Genomic DNA, 16,764 nt, shown 5'->3' with positions numbered 1-16,764 from the left:
AACGCATTAAGTAAGTGATCTCCCTCGCGGTAAACTATCTTTTCACTTCCCGAAATATTCATTTCACTAATATATTGATTTCTGACATCGCATGTTTCGCTTGGCATTTTAACTCCTTGTTTGACCACCAAAAGGAAATGCGTATGTCAGGTTTTCCCACTGCTCACTTTTGCAAGCGATGCAATAGAGAAACACCACACTCAGAGGTGCTGGTCCGTAAACCAAGCAGTTACGATACGGATAAATCGATTCTTGGAACCTTAAAACTTTGGGCTCATACCCTGATAAACGGCGGTCACTATTACGATATGGATCGTTATGTCACTTGTAAGGAATGTGGACACAAAGAGAAGGATAACTGGGGAAACGAATTTGAATAGGCACAAAAAAACCGAGCACTAATGCTCGGTTTTTCATTTCTAGCGCTAAATTACGCTAATAGTTCTTTTGCTGTGTTCACTACGTTTTCTACAGTGAAACCAAACATTTCGAACAGTTGGTCAGCCGGTGCAGATTCACCGAATGTTGTCATACCGATGATACGACCGTCGAAACCAACGTACTTGTACCAGAAGTCTGCAATGCCCGCTTCTACAGCGATACGTGCAGTTACGTCTGATGGCAGTACTGATTCACGGTAAGCTGCGTCTTGCTTGTCAAATGCATCTGTTGATGGCATTGAAACAACGCGCACTTTCTTACCTTCAACGGTTAGTTGCTCAGCCGCTTTCACTGCTAGTTCAACTTCAGAACCAGTTGCAATTAGGATTAGCTCAGGCTTGCCATCGCTGTCTTTCAGGATGTAAGCACCTTTCGCGATGTCCGCTACTTGCTCAGCCGTACGCTCTTGTTGTGCAAGGTTTTGACGAGAGAAGATAAGTGCAGATGGTGCATCTTTACGTTCAATCGCCAGTTTCCATGCAACTGCAGACTCAACTTGGTCACATGGACGCCATGTGCTCATGTTTGGAGTCAGACGTAGAGACGCGATTTGCTCAACTGGTTGGTGAGTTGGACCATCTTCACCAAGACCGATAGAGTCGTGCGTGTAAACTTGGATGTTCTGAACTTTCATCAGAGCAGCCATACGCATAGCGTTACGAGCGTATTCCATAAACATTAGGAATGTTGCACCGTAAGGAACAAAACCGCCGTGTAGTGCGATACCGTTCATGATCGCTGTCATACCGAATTCACGTACACCGTAGTGGATGTAGTTACCAGAGAAGTCGTTCGCTTCTAGAGACTTAGAACCAGACCACATAGTTAGGTTAGAAGGCGCTAGGTCAGCAGAGCCGCCCATGAATTCTGGAAGCATTTGACCAAACGCTTCTAGTGCGTTTTGAGATGCTTTGCGTGATGCGATGTTCGCAGGGTTTGCTTGAAGGTCTGCAATGATTTGATTTGCTTTCTCTTCCCACTGCGCAGGAAGTTCGCCATTTAGACGACGCTTAAGCTCTGCTGCTTCTGCAGGGTAAGCCGCTGCATATGCTTCGAACTTCGCGTTCCAAGCCGCTTCTTTCTCAGAACCTGCCGCTTTAGCATCCCACTCAGCGTATACGTCCGCAGGGATTTCAAATGCTGGGTGTTCCCAACCTAGGAATTCACGCGCTGCTGCGATTTCTTCAGCACCTAGTGGCGCACCGTGACAGTCGTGAGAACCAGATTTGTTTGGTGAACCAAAACCGATGATAGTTTTAGTACAGATAAGTGTAGGGCGTGGATCTGCTTTCGCAGCGATGATTGCTGCGTTAATCGCTTCAGAGTCATGACCATCTACAGCAGGGATTACGTGCCAGCCGTAAGATTCAAAACGCTTAGGCGTGTCGTCAGAGAACCAACCTTCAACGTGACCATCGATAGAGATGCCGTTGTCATCCCAGAATGCGATCAGTTTGCCAAGACCTAGCGTACCAGCAAGAGAACATGCCTCGTGCGAGATACCTTCCATCAGACAGCCATCGCCCATAAATACGTAAGTGAAGTGGTCAACGATGTCGTGGCCTTCTTTGTTGAACTGAGCCGCTAGTGCTTTCTCAGCCATCGCCATACCAACAGCGTTAGTGATGCCTTGACCTAGAGGACCCGTTGTAGTCTCGATACCAGGTGCGTAGCCGTACTCTGGGTGACCAGGAGTCTTAGAGTGAAGCTGACGGAAGTTCTTAAGATCGTCGATAGATAGCTCGTAACCGCTCAGGTGCAGTAGAGAGTAAATCAGCATAGAGCCGTGACCGTTAGACAGTACGAAACGGTCGCGGTCAGCCCACTCTGGGTTAGCTGGGTTGTGGTTTAGGTGAGAACGCCAAAGAACTTCAGCGATATCAGCCATACCCATAGGTGCGCCTGGGTGGCCAGAGTTAGCTTGTTGAACACCATCCATGCTAAGAGCGCGGATTGCATTTGCGAGCTCTTTGTTTGAAAGAACGTTACGAGAAGACATGTCTGCTCCTGAGTGCATTAAGCGAATTGATAAAGGAATGTGGGCACATTAACCGAGTAAACTGGGCATAAAAAGTGCGGACAACATTCTCTCAAAGCCAAAATCCGACTGCAAACGTTTTACTCACCATTTTTGCGGTTTTAACTCAATCTTTTCGCACTTAATAGGTAATTTATTAGAAATTCACCCCATCAAAAGCAAACGATTGGGAAATAAGCTAGGCGAATTCAAATCGAAAAAGAGCTTGTAATTCGACTGTGGGAAATTAAAATAGACGTCTAGATGTAGAAACACCTACAAACTGTATTGTATTTTTCGTGGCAAGCTTGCGTTAGTTAGCCATGAGTAAACCTTAAGATTGGAGCTATCATGGCTAAGCACCTGTTCACTTCTGAGTCGGTATCAGAAGGTCATCCAGATAAAATCGCAGACCAAATCTCTGACGCAGTTCTTGATGCAATTCTTGAGCAAGACCCGAAAGCACGTGTTGCTTGTGAGACTTACGTTAAAACCGGCATGGTTATGGTTGGTGGTGAAGTAACGACTTCTGCATGGGTTGATATCGAAGAAATCACTCGTGAAACTGTTCGTGAAATTGGTTACGTTCACTCTGATATGGGCTTTGATGCGAACTCGTGTGCGGTTCTAAACACCATCGGTAAGCAGTCTCCAGACATCAACCAAGGTGTTGATAAAGCAGACCCTAAAGAGCAAGGCGCAGGCGACCAAGGCATCATGTTTGGTTACGCTACAAACGAAACTGAAATTCTAATGCCAGCTCCAATTACTTACTCTCACCGCCTTGTTCAAAAACAAGCTGAAGTTCGTAAGAGCGGTAAACTAGATTTCCTTCGCCCAGATGCGAAATCTCAAGTAACTTTCCAATACGACCAAGGTAAGATTGTTGGTATCGATGCTGTTGTTCTTTCAACTCAACACTGTGATTCAGTAACAACACCTGACCTACGTGAAGCGGTAATGGAAGAAATTATCAAGCCAGTATTGCCTTCAGAGTGGATCACTAAAGACACGAACTTCTTCATCAACCCAACCGGTCGTTTCGTTATCGGTGGCCCAATGGGTGACTGTGGTCTAACTGGTCGTAAAATCATCGTAGATACTTACGGCGGCGCAGCTCGTCACGGTGGTGGTGCGTTCTCTGGTAAAGATCCATCGAAAGTAGACCGCAGCGCAGCTTACGCAGCACGTTATGTAGCGAAAAACATCGTAGCAGCTGGCATGGCTGACCGTTGTGAAATCCAACTTTCATACGCTATCGGTGTTGCTGATCCAACGTCTATCATGGTTGAAACGTTCGGTACTGAGAAAGTATCACACGAAATCATTATTGAAGCGGTTCGTCAACACTTCGACCTACGTCCATACGGTCTACAAGAAATGCTTAACCTGCTTCAACCTATCTACAAGCAGACGGCAGCATACGGTCACTTCGGTCGCGAAGAGTTCCCATGGGAAGCAACGGATAAAGCAGCTATCTTACGCGATTTCGCAGGCATCAAGTAATCGAGCCACGCAAGAATCGATAAAGCCCTCGCCTCTGGCGGGGGCTTTTTGTTTCTGCCCCTTCTTCTCCTTCTCATGTCTTCTCTTGAACAAAAATTCAGCAATTATTTGTAAATTGCCCCATCTCTGCCAATAGTTAACATAATGTTAAATGCACTTTTCGATGTATATAACGTAAAGAACTATGATGCAGGCTCACGTGGCTAATAGAGTCATGAAAAACGTCAGCCAAACATCTTTATATGGCCTAGGTGCCACCGTGGGAATAAATCAAGGAGGAGTTATGCCTCGTACCGTGAACCCATCTGACTTCCAAGGTAAACGAAAGGAAGTTCCAGATAATGAATACGCCAGAACCATTCCGTGCAATACCGTTAGCTTATCGGCACCATTCCATTGGCTCGCGTTGGGTCTGCATGACTTTGTCCGCATGCCGCTCATCAGCGCGTTCTACGGCATCTGCTTTATGGCAGCTGCGATTGGTATCGTGCTTCTGGTTCAATGGCAAGGCACGCATCTTGTCGTGATGCCAAGCCTGATTGTTTACATGTTAATCGGGCCATTCTTAGCCCTCGGCTTATATGATGCAAGTTGGGAGAGAGAACGCGGACACAAACCAAGCTTATTCCATTCAATGAAAGCCATTGGACGCAACTCTAGCTCTCAGTGGGCATTTGCTGTGATGCTCGCGGTATGTATGATTTTCTGGATGCGAATTGCTGCCCTGCTCCATGCTCTATACCCTTCTGTACAAGGCGCTCCACTGACTGAGTTCTTGCCTTTCTTAGTTATTGGTTCGCTAGTAGGTTTTGTCTTGGCTTGCGTGGTATTTAGCATTTCAGCTTTCTCAATTCCACTCATGATGGAACGTCGCGTCGATATGATGACTGCCGTTTTCACCAGCTTTAACGCCGTGAAATCCAACATTCCTGCGATGATCGTATGGGCAGCCATAATTTGTGGTGGTATCTTAATCGGCTTCGCGACGTACGGTATTGGTATGCTCTTCACCATGCCAATCCTAGGTTACGGCACATGGCATGCGTACCACGCGACAATTAAGAAAAAACACACGCCTTAGAAAACTGATGCTATGATCCAGCCCTCGCAAACGCGGGGGCTTTTTTATTGAATAAACGGAGTGAGTTGTGGATATAGAACTGAGCTACAAAGCCAAACAAGTGATGGCAGATTGCATCGCGATGGCAGAGCAAGCATTCAAACGTTCTTTTATCATCCCTTCTCTGGCTTTCAATGTTCGTGGTAAAGCAGCCGGCAAAGCCTACTTGCAGTCGAATGAAGTTAGATTGAATCCGAAGCTCTTTAAAGAAAATCCTCAAGCTTTTCTTGAAGAAGTGATTCCACATGAAGTCGCGCATCTCATTACTTATCAAGTGTACGGTCGCGTTCGACCTCACGGAAAAGAGTGGCAAGGCGTGATGGAAGCGGTATTTAAAGTTCCAGCTAAAACCACTCACAGCTTTGATGTGGCTTCTGTGCAAGGTAAAACTTTTGAATACCGCTGTGCTTGTATGACTTACCCACTTTCAATTCGTCGTCACAACAAAGTGCAGCGCAAAGAAGCGATGTATTCTTGCCAAAAATGTCGCCAACCGCTGAACTTTACTGGTATTCAGCTCTCGTAACGCCCATCCTTTTACTCCTTTAGCCTTCAAAAAATAGAGACATACGCACTCAAATTGCTGCTTTTTACTCACTATTGTCAGGTTACTCATCACTAAAGCTAATTTATGCGTGTTAGAATGAATAAAGTCATACTTTATAAAGACTTTAATCATGAAATACCTGTTCTCTCTATTCCTATTTGCGCTTTCTAGTACAGCGATTGCTGCGCCTCCAAGCTCTTTTTCCGCCGCTAAGCGTGAAGCGGTAAAAATCTACGCCGATCACCCAACCAGCTTCTACTGTGGTTGTGACATTAAATGGCAAGGCAAAAAGGGCGTGCCGGATCTCTCTTCTTGTGGCTATCAAGTTCGCAAGCAAGAAAAACGCGCATCTCGCATCGAGTGGGAGCACGTGGTTCCTGCATGGCAGTTCGGCCACCAGCGTCAATGTTGGCAAAATGGTGGACGCAAAAACTGCACAAGAAACGACAAAGTCTTCAAATCTATGGAAGCCGATCTCCACAACCTAACTCCGGCTATCGGAGAGGTAAACGGTGACCGCTCTAACTACAACTTCAGTCAGTGGAATGGCATGGATGGCGTCAGCTACGGTCGTTGTGAAATGCAAGTGAACTTTAAGCAGCGTAAAGTCATGCCACCCGATCGCGCACGCGGCTCAATTGCGCGTACTTACCTGTACATGAGCAAAGAATACGGTTTTAAACTTTCGAAGCAGCAGACTCAATTGATGAGTGCTTGGAACAAAACCTACCCTGTAGATAAGTGGGAATGTGAGCGTGATGAACGCATTGCTAAGATTCAAGGCAACCACAACCCATTCGTTCAAGAGGCTTGTCGCGCACTGTAATTCTTCCCGTAATTACCGCAGTACACCTCCACTATTTGAGGCGTTGTCATTTACTGGAATGGAAACGCCTCTTGCCCCTTGTTTTTTCGGTAGAAAGCATCCATGTTAGTGTCTAAACACTCGCGTATGCAGGAAATCGAAACACTATGCGTATCCCTCGAATTTATCATCCAGAAACCATTCAACAACTTGGCATCATTGCTCTAAGCGACGATGCAGCAGGTCACATTGGTCGTGTGCTTCGCATGAAAGAAGGTCAAGAAGTCCTATTATTTGACGGCAGCGGTGCTGAATTCCCAGCTGTCATCAGCGAAGTCAGCAAAAAGAATGTGATGGTTGAGATCTCTAAACGCGTAGAAAGCAGCATTGAGTCACCGCTTGATCTTCACCTTGGTCAGGTCATTTCGCGTGGCGATAAGATGGAGTTCACCATCCAAAAATCAGTAGAACTTGGCGTGAATACAATTACACCGCTGATCTCTGAGCGTTGTGGCGTGAAATTAGACCAAAAACGTTTCGAGAAGAAGCTAGCTCAGTGGCAGAAGATTGCGATCAGTGCGTGTGAACAGTGCGGTCGCAACGTAGTACCTGAAATTCGCCCTATCATGAGCTTAGAAGAGTGGTGCCAAGAAGAGTACGACGGCTTGAAGCTTAACCTGCATCCACGTGCGAAGTACTCAATCAACACCTTGCCAACACCTGTTGAAAAAGTTCGCCTATTAATTGGTCCTGAAGGCGGTCTATCTTCTGACGAGATCGACATGACTCGCGAATATCAATTTGAAGAGACGCTACTCGGTCCTCGTGTTCTGCGTACCGAAACAGCAGCTCTGACAGCAATTACAGCCTTACAAGTTCGTTTCGGCGATCTTGGTTAAAACGGAGAAAAATAATGATCAAACTCGGTATCGTAATGGACCCAATCTCGTCCATTAACATCAAGAAAGACTCTAGCTTTGCCATGATGCTTGAAGCGCAACGCCGCGGCTACGAAATCCACTACATGGAAATGAATGATCTGCACCTAGACCAAGGTAAAGCAATCGCAGACACCAAAGTGGTTGAGTTAAAAGAAGATCCAACGGGTTGGTACGAATTCAAATCAGAGCAGACCATTGAACTGTCTGAACTTGATGCTGTGCTAATGCGTAAGGATCCTCCGTTCGACACAGAGTACATCTACGCAACTTACATCCTTGAGCGCGCTGAAGAGCAAGGCGCACTGATCGTTAACAAGCCACAAAGCCTACGTGACTGTAACGAGAAACTGTTCACAGCTTGGTTCCCAGAGCTAACACCAACCACTATTGTGACGCGTAAAGCTGAGAAGATTAAAGCCTTCCGTGAAGAACACGGTGATGTGATCCTAAAACCACTTGATGGCATGGGCGGCGCATCTATCTTCCGTGTGAAAGAGAACGATCCAAACGTATCAGTTATCATCGAGACACTAACAAACCATGGTCAAAACTACGCGATGGCGCAAACCTTCGTGCCAGATATCAGCAATGGTGACAAGCGCATCCTAGTGGTTGATGGTGAGCCAATGCCTTACTGCCTTGCTCGTATCCCTGCAAAAGGTGAAACACGTGGTAACCTAGCGGCAGGCGGCACAGGTGAAGCTCGCCCACTTAGCGAAACTGATATGAAGATCGCTCAAGCGGTTGCACCGACCCTAAAAGAAAAAGGTCTTATCTTTGTAGGTCTTGATGTGATTGGCGACAAGCTAACGGAAATCAACGTAACGAGCCCAACCTGTATTCGTGAAATTGAAGCGGCTTTTGATATTTCAATCACAGGCAAGCTAATGGACGCGATTGAGCGCCGAGTGAAAGGCGAATAACTCAAACTGTATTACAGTTAAATAAGAGCGTTGTGGATTAACTTAAGCAAACTCATGCACATACCCGTACAGGTGAAAACATGGGGTTTGCTTAAGTATTTTTAATAGCCTTATAAGGTCGAGATGAGAATGAACCTCACAAACCATTTCTTAGTTGCCATGCCGGGAATGAAAGATCCCTACTTCCAGAATAGCGTTATCTACGTCTGTGAACACAACGAAGAAGGCGCTATGGGGTTGATGATCAACGCACCTGTCGATATCACGGTTGGTAGTATGCTCAATCAAGTCGAAGTGCAACCTGTGCACCCTCGCCTGTTTGAAGCAAGCTTAGATAGACCAGTGTACAACGGCGGTCCTGTTTCTGAAGATCGTGGTTTTATCTTGCACAAACCAAAAGACTACTACGAATCAAGCATTCAAATGACTGACGAACTGGCAGTTACCACGTCTAAAGACATCTTGTCAGTACTTGGTACAGAAGCGGAACCAAGCGACTATTTAGTGGCACTTGGATATTCCGGCTGGAGTGCAGGTCAATTAGAAACTGAGTTGGCAGAGAATTCTTGGCTGACCATCGAAGCGACGCCAGAGATCATTTTCGATACTCCAATTATCGATCGTTGGAAAAAAGCAGTCGAGAAATTAGGTATCGATCCAAGCCAGCTATCTTCGGATACAGGGCACGCTTAACGCGCTTCCACACTCAACCTATTTTATTTAGTTAGATTCGAGACACATTATGTCACGCACAATCATGGCCTTCGATTTCGGTACCAAGAGCATTGGTAGTGCTATCGGGCAAGAAATCACCGGCACGGCTTCCCCACTTAAAGCATTCAAAGCGAATGACGGCATTCCAAACTGGGACGACATCGAGAAACAAATTAAAGAGTGGCAACCAGACCTATTGGTGGTGGGTTTGCCAACAGACTTGCACGGTAAAGACTTAGAAACCATCACGCCACGAGCGAAGAAGTTCGCCAATCGCCTGCACGGTCGTTACGGCTTACCCGTTGAGTTGCATGATGAACGCCTATCAACAGCAGAAGCACGCGCAGAGTTGTTCAGTATGGGTGGCTACAAAGCGCTATCGAAAGGCAATATCGACTGCCAATCAGCGGTCGTGATTCTTGAGAGTTGGTTTGAAAACCTTTGGGGTGAGTAAACACTTCAAGCACAATGAAAAAGGTTGGTTTCGCCAACCTTTTTCGTTTCTGAATTGGATTAGTCCATATCGATCTTAACGTTCGCCAAACTGCCCGTAGAGAATGCTTCACCACGTTGCGTCTTCAACATCAAACGCAGATCGTTGGCAGAGTCCGCACTGTGCAATGCATCTTCTTCACTGATCTTACCTTGCATCACTAACTTGTAGAGCGATTGGTCGAAGGTCAACATCCCAAATTCATTGGATCGAGCCATGGTTGCTTTCAACTCATGAAGATCGCCTCGACGGATCAGATCGGATACACGCGGGCTATTTAATAAGATCTCAAACACGCCATGACGCCCCTGACCGTTCTTATCACGGATCAACTGCTGACCTACTACGCCTTTTAAGTTCATCGACAGATCAAACAAGAACTGATCTTTCTGGTCTTTCGGCACCAAGTGCAAAATACGTTCAAGTGCTTGGTTTGCGTTGTTGGCGTGCAATGTAGCCATGCACAAGTGACCAGTTTCAGCAAAGGTCATTGCGTATTCCATCGTTTCTCGGCTTCGGATCTCACCAATCAAAATCATGTCTGGTGCCTGACGCAACGAATTCTTCAACGCCACTTCATAGCTGTCAGTATCCAAGCCCACTTCACGCTGAGTCACAATACAACGTTTATGCTCATGCACAAATTCAATTGGGTCTTCTACCGTAAGAATATGACCAGTCTTGTTGTTGTTGCGATAACCCGTCATCGCAGCCATGGTGGTCGACTTACCAGAGCCTGTCGCACCAACCACCAGCACCAAACCACGCTTGGCAATTGCAAGATCTTGCAGCACCAAAGGCAACTTAAGCTGCTCAAACGTTGGAATATTGGTTTCAATACAACGAATGACGGCTCCCGGTAATTCACGTTGGAAGAAGGCACTGACACGGAAGCGACCGCAATCACGGACAATGGCAAAGTTCGACTCACGGCTTTTGCGAAACTCTTGTCGTCGCTCCGGGTCCATTGCACTATCAAGCAACAAGGCTACGTCATTTTCGCTCAGCTTATCGCCTTGCGGACGCAATTCGCCATCCACACGAAACAAGATCGGGGCACCGACAGTGATGTATAGATCCGACGCTTTTAACGCCAGCATGCCTTCGAGAAATTTATTCAGATCCATCGTCCCTATTCGCTATTTCCTAAGTAATTCGTTACGAGAATTGCTGCGCTTCAATTTCAACTTTCTTATCCACTTCTTCACGCGATACCATGCCTTGTGCCATCAATTGACGAGCATTCTGCTCCATGGTCTGCATGCCATGCGCCGCACCGGTCTGAATGATCGAATACATCTGCGCGACTTTGTCTTCACGAATAAGGTTACGGATCGCAGGTGTCGCCATCATGATTTCATGACAAGCAATACGACCACCACCATTACGTTTTAACAGTTTTTGTGCAATAACCGAACGCAGCGACTCCGACAGCATCGAACGCACCATGTCTTTGTCACTACCTGGGAATACGTCGATAATACGGTCGATGGTTTTCGCTGCTGAGCTAGTGTGCAGCGTACCGAAAACAAGGTGACCCGTTTCAGCAGCCGTCAGCGCCAAACTGATGGTTTCTTTATCACGCATCTCACCAACTAGAATCACATCCGGGTCTTCACGTAATGCGCTGCGCAGTGCGTTTTGGAAGCTGTGTGTATCACGGTGTACTTCACGTTGGTTGATCAGACACTTATTGTTGGTGTGAACAAATTCAATCGGATCTTCAATTGTTAGGACGTGCTTATTGTGATTACGGTTAATGTAGTCAACAATGGCTGCCAAGGTAGTCGATTTACCAGACCCCGTTGGACCGGTAACCAGTACCAGGCCTTTTTCAGCATTGGCAATCTTTCTGAAGATCTCTGGGGCTTCTAGCTCTTCCAGTGTTGGAATGCTACTTGGGATGGTACGGAACACAGCCGCACAACCGCGAGATTGGTTGAAAGCGTTGACACGAAAACGGCCAACGTTATGCAATTCAAATGAAAAATCGACTTCGAGTTTTTCTTCGAACTCACTGCGCTGCGCATCGTTCATGATTTCAAAAACCAAACGATGCACTTCTTGGTGTGTAAACGCTGGAATGCCCAGCTTTCTTACATCACCATCAATACGAACCATTGGTGGTACACCTGCAGAAAGATGTAGATCCGAAGCATTATGTTTTACACTAAAATCCAGTAACTCAGTGATATCCATTTAAAATCCTTAAGTCTAAAGTACAGCTATGAGTAGTATTCAACAAAACATTGAACATATCACCTCTCAAATTCGACACGACGAACAAAAATGCGGTCGTGCTCCAGAGTCAGTGCAACTTCTAGCAGTAAGCAAAACTAAACCTGTCGAGGCAATTCTCGAAGCTTACCAAGCTGGCCAAGAGGCGTTTGGTGAAAACTACGTCCAAGAGGGCGTCAGTAAAGTTCAGCACTTTGCCGAGCATTATCCAGATAATCGAATCGAATGGCACTTCATTGGTCCAATTCAATCCAATAAATCACGCCCTGTTGCTGAACATTTCGATTGGGTTCACACCATTGATCGCGCTAAGATCGCTCAACGCCTCAATGACCAGCGTCCAAGCGAGCTAAAACCACTGCAAGTTCTGATTCAAGTTAACACCAGTGGTGAAGAGTCAAAATCTGGCGTTGCTGATGCAGAAATATTCGAACTGGCTGAGTTGATTTCTCGCCTTCCAAACCTCACGTTAAGAGGGTTGATGTCGATTCCTGCCAACGTGCCAGATTACGAATCGCAACTTCGCGCATTTAAGCAACTTGAAGAGCTAAAGCAAAAGCTAGCCCAGCAGTACCCGGATGTCGACACGCTATCCATGGGTATGAGCGGAGACATGGATGCGGCAATCGAAGCAGGTAGCACTATGGTGCGAATTGGCACAGCGATTTTTGGCGCGCGCGACTACAGCAAACAGCAATAAAAGCGACTCGTTGTTAGACACTGCGAATTTGAGTCTGAGTGCCTTCTATTTCGGCACTCAGAGCAAAGTGGTGCAATTATACACCTGAGCGCACAACAAATTGTAAGAATTTATATTTGGAAATCAGACATATGGAACATAAAAAGATTGCCTTTATCGGCGCGGGAAACATGGTGCGTGCGATTGTTTCTGGTCTCGTAGCAAATGGCTACCCAGCACAGAACATCATTGCGACCGCCCCATCGGAGACACGTCGCCAACCTCTTGAGCAAAACTTTGGTATCCGTACCACCAGCGATAACATCGCAGCCGCGACAGAAGCGGATGTTGTGGTATTGTCTGTGAAGCCACAAATGATGGAAGAAGTGTGTAAACCACTGCAATCTATCGACTTCAGCAATAAACTGGTTATCTCTATTGCGGCTGGCATCAACTGTTCACGCTTGGATGACATGCTAGCGACTAAGCTCAACTTGGTTCGCGTGATGCCAAATACACCATCGCAACTTGGTTTGGGCATGAGTGGTCTTTACGCGCCTGAACATGTGCAAGAACAAGATAAAGCCTTCGCGGCAGAGCTAATGCAAGCCTGCGGTAAGGTATGCTGGGTCGAACAAGAATCTGGCATCAACAATGTGATTGCCGCGGCAGGCAGCGCACCAGCTTACTTCTTCCTGTTTATGGAAGCGATGCAAGCAGAAGCAATTGCTCAAGGTTTCGATAAAGACACGGCTCGCACGTTGGTTCAGCAAGCAGCACTTGGCGCAGCAAGCATGGTAGTGGAAAATCCAGAAACTGAGCTTTCAACGCTACGCGAGAACGTGACATCAAAAGGTGGCACAACGGCAGAAGCGCTACGTACGTTCAACGAGCACCAACTGTCTGATATTGTGGCGAAAGCAATGCAAGCTGCGGTTGCTCGCGCTGAAGAAATGGAAAAACTGTTTTAATGACTTGAGTGATACCCACTCTGTGTCACTCACTTACTTGTTAAGGGTACCTTATGAATTCAATGAGTTTTCTCATCTCAACCCTATTTGACCTGTACATCATGGTCGTCATTTTGCGTATATGGTTGCAAGCTGCTCGTGCAGATTTCTACAACCCATTCTCGCAGTTCATCGTCAAAGCAACCCAACCGGTTGTGGGTCCACTGCGCCGCGTGATCCCATCCATTGGTAGCATCGACCTAGCGACAGTGCTGTTTGCTTACGTGTTGTGTGTGCTTAAGTTTGTTGCGCTGATCCTGATCGCTTCTAGCGGGTCAGTTTCATTTAGCATGGACTTCCTATTCCTAGGCTTATTGTCTCTGATTAAAGCCGCTGGCGGCTTGTTGTTCTGGGTACTATTGATCCGTGCAATCCTGAGCTGGGTTAGCCAAGGTCGCAGCCCTATCGAGTACGTATTCCACCAGCTAACTGAGCCAATGCTAGCGCCAATCCGTCGCATCATCCCAGCAATGGGTGGCTTCGACTTGAGCGTGCTTGTGCTGTTCATTGGTCTACAATTTGCCAACTTCCTGATGGGCGACATGATTGGTCCTATCTGGTACCAACTATAATGTCAGAAGCAGTTTGGCATGACGGCGAGGATGTGGTGCTTCGGCTCTACATCCAACCAAAAGCAAGCCGCGATAAGATCGTCGGCTTGCATGGTGAAGAGCTCAAAATTGCCATCACCGCACCGCCTGTCGATGGTAAAGCGAATGCACACCTAACCAAGTTTTTAGCCAAACAATTTAAAGTTGCTAAAGGTTTGGTTCACATAGAAAAAGGTGAACTGGGACGTCATAAACAAATTCGGATAGAATCCCCAGTGCAAATACCTACAGAAATTAAAGCCATCATTTGATGGCTTTTTATTTACGAAATTCGTACCAATAATAAAACGCCCGATTCCGAGGAAGTGATAATGAGCAAATGGATTACCGCCCTACTGATCAGCCTGTTGTCTTTACCAAGCATGGCAGGTCAGTTCAAAACCATGAAAGACATCGAGGTCCACTACATCGCATTTAACTCGACCTTTTTAACCCCAAAGATCGCCCGTAGCTACGACATCAAGCGCAACGGCTACAATGCAGTACTGAACATCAGTGTGCTAGACAGTGCCTCTCTGGGTAAGCCAGCCGTTGAAGCTAAAATCAGTGGTCAGGCGAAGAACCTTATCGGTCAAACGCAAAAGCTCACCTTCCGTGAAGTGAAAGAAGGCGATGCGATTTACTACCTAGCAGAGCTCGGTATTACTAACGAAGAAACTTTTACCTTCGATATTGACGTTAAAGCTGGAAACAAAGGCTCAGGTAAGCTTAAATTCACCCAGAAATTTTATGTCGAAGAGTAATTAGGTTGTGATGATCTAAAAGCTTTTAGAACATCATAACTCTAGAACCAATTTAATCAGGGAGAACACTACGTTCTCCCTTTATCGCTACAGAAAGAGACGACCATGAAAAAGATAGTGCTAGCAACAGGCAACCAAGGCAAAGTTCGTGAGATGGCAGATCTGCTGTCTGACTTCGGTTTTGAAGTATTGGCGCAAAGTGAATTCAACGTATCTGAAGTAGCAGAAACTGGCACGACTTTCATCGAAAACGCGATCATCAAAGCTCGCCATGCAGCACAAGAAACGGGTCTTCCTGCGATTGCGGACGACTCTGGCTTAGAAGTCGATTTCTTGAAAGGCGCTCCGGGCATTTACTCTGCGCGTTATGCAGGTGAAAAAGCCTCTGACCAAGAGAACCTAGAGAAGCTGCTTAAAGCAATGGAAGGCGTACCAGAAGCAGAGCGCACCGCTCGTTTCCACTGCGTATTGGTTTTGATGCGTCACGAGAACGATCCAACCCCTATCGTTTGTCACGGTAAATGGGAAGGTCGCATTCTAACTGAAGCACACGGTGAAAATGGCTTTGGCTACGACCCAATCTTCTTCGTACCTGAAGACAACTGCGCGTCAGCCGAGCTTGAACCAGCACGCAAAAAACAACTGTCTCACCGCGGTAAAGCACTCAAGTCGTTGTTTGCTCAACTGTCTGAGCAAGTGTCTCAGTAATCACGAGCGAATTAGACCATGTTAACGCCCCCAGCACTGAGCTTGTATGTACACATCCCATGGTGTGTACAAAAGTGCCCGTATTGCGACTTTAACTCTCACGCACTTAAAGCCGAGATCCCAGAAGAAGAGTACATCAATGCTCTTCTTGAAGATTTGGATACCGACATTGAGAAATACCGTCTTAACGAAGCGCCACGTCCACTGCATTCAATCTTCATTGGTGGTGGTACGCCGAGTTTGATTTCGGCAGAAGGCATCGAGCGCCTACTTAAGGGCATTGAAGCGCGTATTCCGTTCAAGCCTGAAATCGAAATCACCATGGAAGCTAACCCAGGCACCATTGAAGCAAAGCGTTTTGTTGGCTACCGCAAGGCTGGTGTAACGCGCATCTCTATCGGTGTGCAAAGCTTTGAACAACAGAAGCTTGAGCGTTTGGGGCGCATTCACGGTCAAGACGAAGCCGTCAATGCTGCTAAGCTGGCGCACCAAATTGGTTTGAACAGCTTTAACCTCGATCTCATGCACGGCTTACCAGATCAAAGCATCGAACAAGCCTTAGCAGATTTGGACAAAGCGATTGAGTTGGCGCCGCCGCACTTGTCTTGGTATCAGTTGACCATCGAACCAAACACCATGTTCTACTACAAGCCACCGACTTTGCCAGATGACGATGACTTGTGGGATATCTTCGAGCAAGGACATGAGAAACTCGCAGCGGCGGGTTACGTTCAATACGAGATTTCTGGTTACAGCAAGCCGGGCTATCAGTGCCAGCATAACCTGAACTACTGGCGCTTTGGTGACTACCTTGGCATTGGTTGTGGCTCACACGGTAAGCTGAGCTTTGCTGATGGTCGCATTGTTCGTACCACTAAGGTCAAGCACCCACGTGGCTACCTGATGGCATATCAAAACATGGTGAAGCCATATCTGGATAGTGAACAGCTTGTGGCTGATGAAGATCGCCCGTTTGAGTTCTTTATGAACCGTTTCCGCTTAATGGAAGCGTGCCCGAAACAAGACTACATCGATACAACAGGTCTGCCGTTGAGCTCAATTCAAGAGACTATCGATTGGGCACTTGAGATGGGTTATCTGAGTGAAACAGAGACTCACTGGCAAATTACCGAGAAAGGTAAGCTGTTCCTCAATGATTTGCTTGAAGCCTTTATGGCGGAAGAGGAATAAGAAAAGGAATCGAGGTTTGGGAACGGACTGCGTCCTTCGAGAAACAAAAAGGGTTGGCGCTCAAACGCCAACCCTTT

19 protein-coding genes are annotated in these 16,764 nt (G+C 46.7%); 16 read left to right on the top strand and 3 right to left on the bottom strand.

Annotated features, from left to right (window positions below; translation table 11 throughout):
* The first annotated feature begins 143 nt into the window (after positions 1-143).
* On the top strand, positions 144-380 hold the full coding sequence (locus tag QMY49_RS00715; protein ID WP_005449753.1) for a hypothetical protein: 237 nt from the start codon (positions 144-146) through the stop codon (positions 378-380).
* 50 nt (positions 381-430) lie between these two features.
* Here QMY49_RS00715 and tkt read toward each other — a convergent pair whose 3' ends face one another.
* Positions 431-2,440, bottom strand: a complete 2,010-nt coding sequence (tkt, locus tag QMY49_RS00710) for a transketolase (protein WP_283312430.1) — start codon at positions 2,438-2,440, stop codon at positions 431-433.
* Positions 2,441-2,809: 369 nt separating this feature from the next.
* Between tkt and metK the strand changes: the two genes are divergently transcribed.
* The 8 genes from metK (at position 2,810) to ruvX (ending at position 9,468) form a co-directional block, all read left to right on the top strand.
* Positions 2,810-3,964, top strand: coding sequence for a methionine adenosyltransferase (metK, locus tag QMY49_RS00705; RefSeq protein WP_005449748.1), 1,155 nt, complete (start codon positions 2,810-2,812; stop codon positions 3,962-3,964).
* A 283-nt stretch (positions 3,965-4,247) separates the two neighbouring features.
* Complete coding sequence (locus QMY49_RS00700) at positions 4,248-5,045, top strand: DUF2189 domain-containing protein (protein ID WP_005449746.1); 798 nt, start codon at positions 4,248-4,250, stop codon at positions 5,043-5,045.
* Between the two features lie 67 nt (positions 5,046-5,112).
* Positions 5,113-5,610, top strand: coding sequence for a SprT family zinc-dependent metalloprotease (locus QMY49_RS00695; protein ID WP_009697583.1), 498 nt, complete (start codon positions 5,113-5,115; stop codon positions 5,608-5,610).
* Positions 5,611-5,761: 151 nt separating this feature from the next.
* Positions 5,762-6,457, top strand: a complete 696-nt coding sequence (gene endA / locus QMY49_RS00690) for a deoxyribonuclease I (RefSeq protein ID WP_005449743.1) — start codon at positions 5,762-5,764, stop codon at positions 6,455-6,457.
* A 146-nt stretch (positions 6,458-6,603) separates the two neighbouring features.
* Positions 6,604-7,335 (top strand): 16S rRNA (uracil(1498)-N(3))-methyltransferase, encoded by a 732-nt coding sequence (gene rsmE / locus QMY49_RS00685; protein WP_283312429.1) that lies wholly within the window; start codon positions 6,604-6,606, stop codon positions 7,333-7,335.
* Positions 7,336-7,349: 14 nt separating this feature from the next.
* A complete protein-coding gene (gene gshB, locus QMY49_RS00680; protein ID WP_005449741.1) occupies positions 7,350-8,300 on the top strand; it encodes a glutathione synthase in 951 nt (316 codons plus the stop codon).
* 129 nt (positions 8,301-8,429) lie between these two features.
* The gene (locus QMY49_RS00675) at positions 8,430-8,993 is read left to right on the top strand and encodes a YqgE/AlgH family protein (RefSeq protein WP_199479619.1); all 564 of its coding nucleotides are present in this window, start codon (positions 8,430-8,432) and stop codon (positions 8,991-8,993) included.
* Between the two features lie 49 nt (positions 8,994-9,042).
* Positions 9,043-9,468: a Holliday junction resolvase RuvX gene (ruvX, locus tag QMY49_RS00670; protein WP_005449738.1), complete on the top strand. Its 426-nt coding sequence runs from the start codon at positions 9,043-9,045 to the stop codon at positions 9,466-9,468.
* A 59-nt stretch (positions 9,469-9,527) separates the two neighbouring features.
* On the opposite strand, the gene QMY49_RS00665 is transcribed toward ruvX, so the two are convergent.
* Positions 9,528-10,634 (bottom strand): PilT/PilU family type 4a pilus ATPase, encoded by a 1,107-nt coding sequence (locus QMY49_RS00665; RefSeq protein ID WP_283312427.1) that lies wholly within the window; start codon positions 10,632-10,634, stop codon positions 9,528-9,530.
* 31 nt (positions 10,635-10,665) lie between these two features.
* Complete coding sequence (locus tag QMY49_RS00660; RefSeq protein ID WP_005425810.1) at positions 10,666-11,706, bottom strand: type IV pilus twitching motility protein PilT; 1,041 nt, start codon at positions 11,704-11,706, stop codon at positions 10,666-10,668.
* Positions 11,707-11,734: 28 nt separating this feature from the next.
* Between QMY49_RS00660 and QMY49_RS00655 the strand changes: the two genes are divergently transcribed.
* From QMY49_RS00655 to hemW, 7 genes are all read left to right on the top strand, one after another.
* A complete protein-coding gene (locus QMY49_RS00655; protein WP_009697582.1) occupies positions 11,735-12,445 on the top strand; it encodes a YggS family pyridoxal phosphate-dependent enzyme in 711 nt (236 codons plus the stop codon).
* 131 nt (positions 12,446-12,576) lie between these two features.
* The gene (gene proC, locus QMY49_RS00650) at positions 12,577-13,395 is read left to right on the top strand and encodes a pyrroline-5-carboxylate reductase (RefSeq protein ID WP_050904301.1); all 819 of its coding nucleotides are present in this window, start codon (positions 12,577-12,579) and stop codon (positions 13,393-13,395) included.
* 53 nt (positions 13,396-13,448) lie between these two features.
* Positions 13,449-14,006: a YggT family protein gene (locus tag QMY49_RS00645; RefSeq protein WP_005425806.1), complete on the top strand. Its 558-nt coding sequence runs from the start codon at positions 13,449-13,451 to the stop codon at positions 14,004-14,006.
* Positions 14,006-14,296: a DUF167 family protein YggU gene (yggU, locus tag QMY49_RS00640; RefSeq protein ID WP_005425805.1), complete on the top strand. Its 291-nt coding sequence runs from the start codon at positions 14,006-14,008 to the stop codon at positions 14,294-14,296. The genes QMY49_RS00645 and yggU overlap by 1 nt, the downstream gene beginning before the upstream one ends.
* 60 nt (positions 14,297-14,356) lie before the next feature.
* Positions 14,357-14,788 (top strand): DUF4426 domain-containing protein, encoded by a 432-nt coding sequence (locus tag QMY49_RS00635; RefSeq protein ID WP_005425804.1) that lies wholly within the window; start codon positions 14,357-14,359, stop codon positions 14,786-14,788.
* 105 nt (positions 14,789-14,893) lie between these two features.
* Complete coding sequence (locus QMY49_RS00630) at positions 14,894-15,496, top strand: XTP/dITP diphosphatase (RefSeq protein ID WP_005436525.1); 603 nt, start codon at positions 14,894-14,896, stop codon at positions 15,494-15,496.
* An 18-nt stretch (positions 15,497-15,514) separates the two neighbouring features.
* Positions 15,515-16,687, top strand: a complete 1,173-nt coding sequence (gene hemW / locus QMY49_RS00625) for a radical SAM family heme chaperone HemW (RefSeq protein ID WP_199450820.1) — start codon at positions 15,515-15,517, stop codon at positions 16,685-16,687.
* The last annotated feature ends 77 nt before the right edge of the window (positions 16,688-16,764 follow it).

The organism is Vibrio harveyi (genome assembly GCF_030060435.1).
GTDB lineage: Bacteria > Pseudomonadota > Gammaproteobacteria > Enterobacterales > Vibrionaceae > Vibrio > Vibrio harveyi.
The sequence above is the reverse complement of the archived record's forward strand: the minus strand, read 5'-3'. Positions and strand labels throughout refer to the sequence as shown.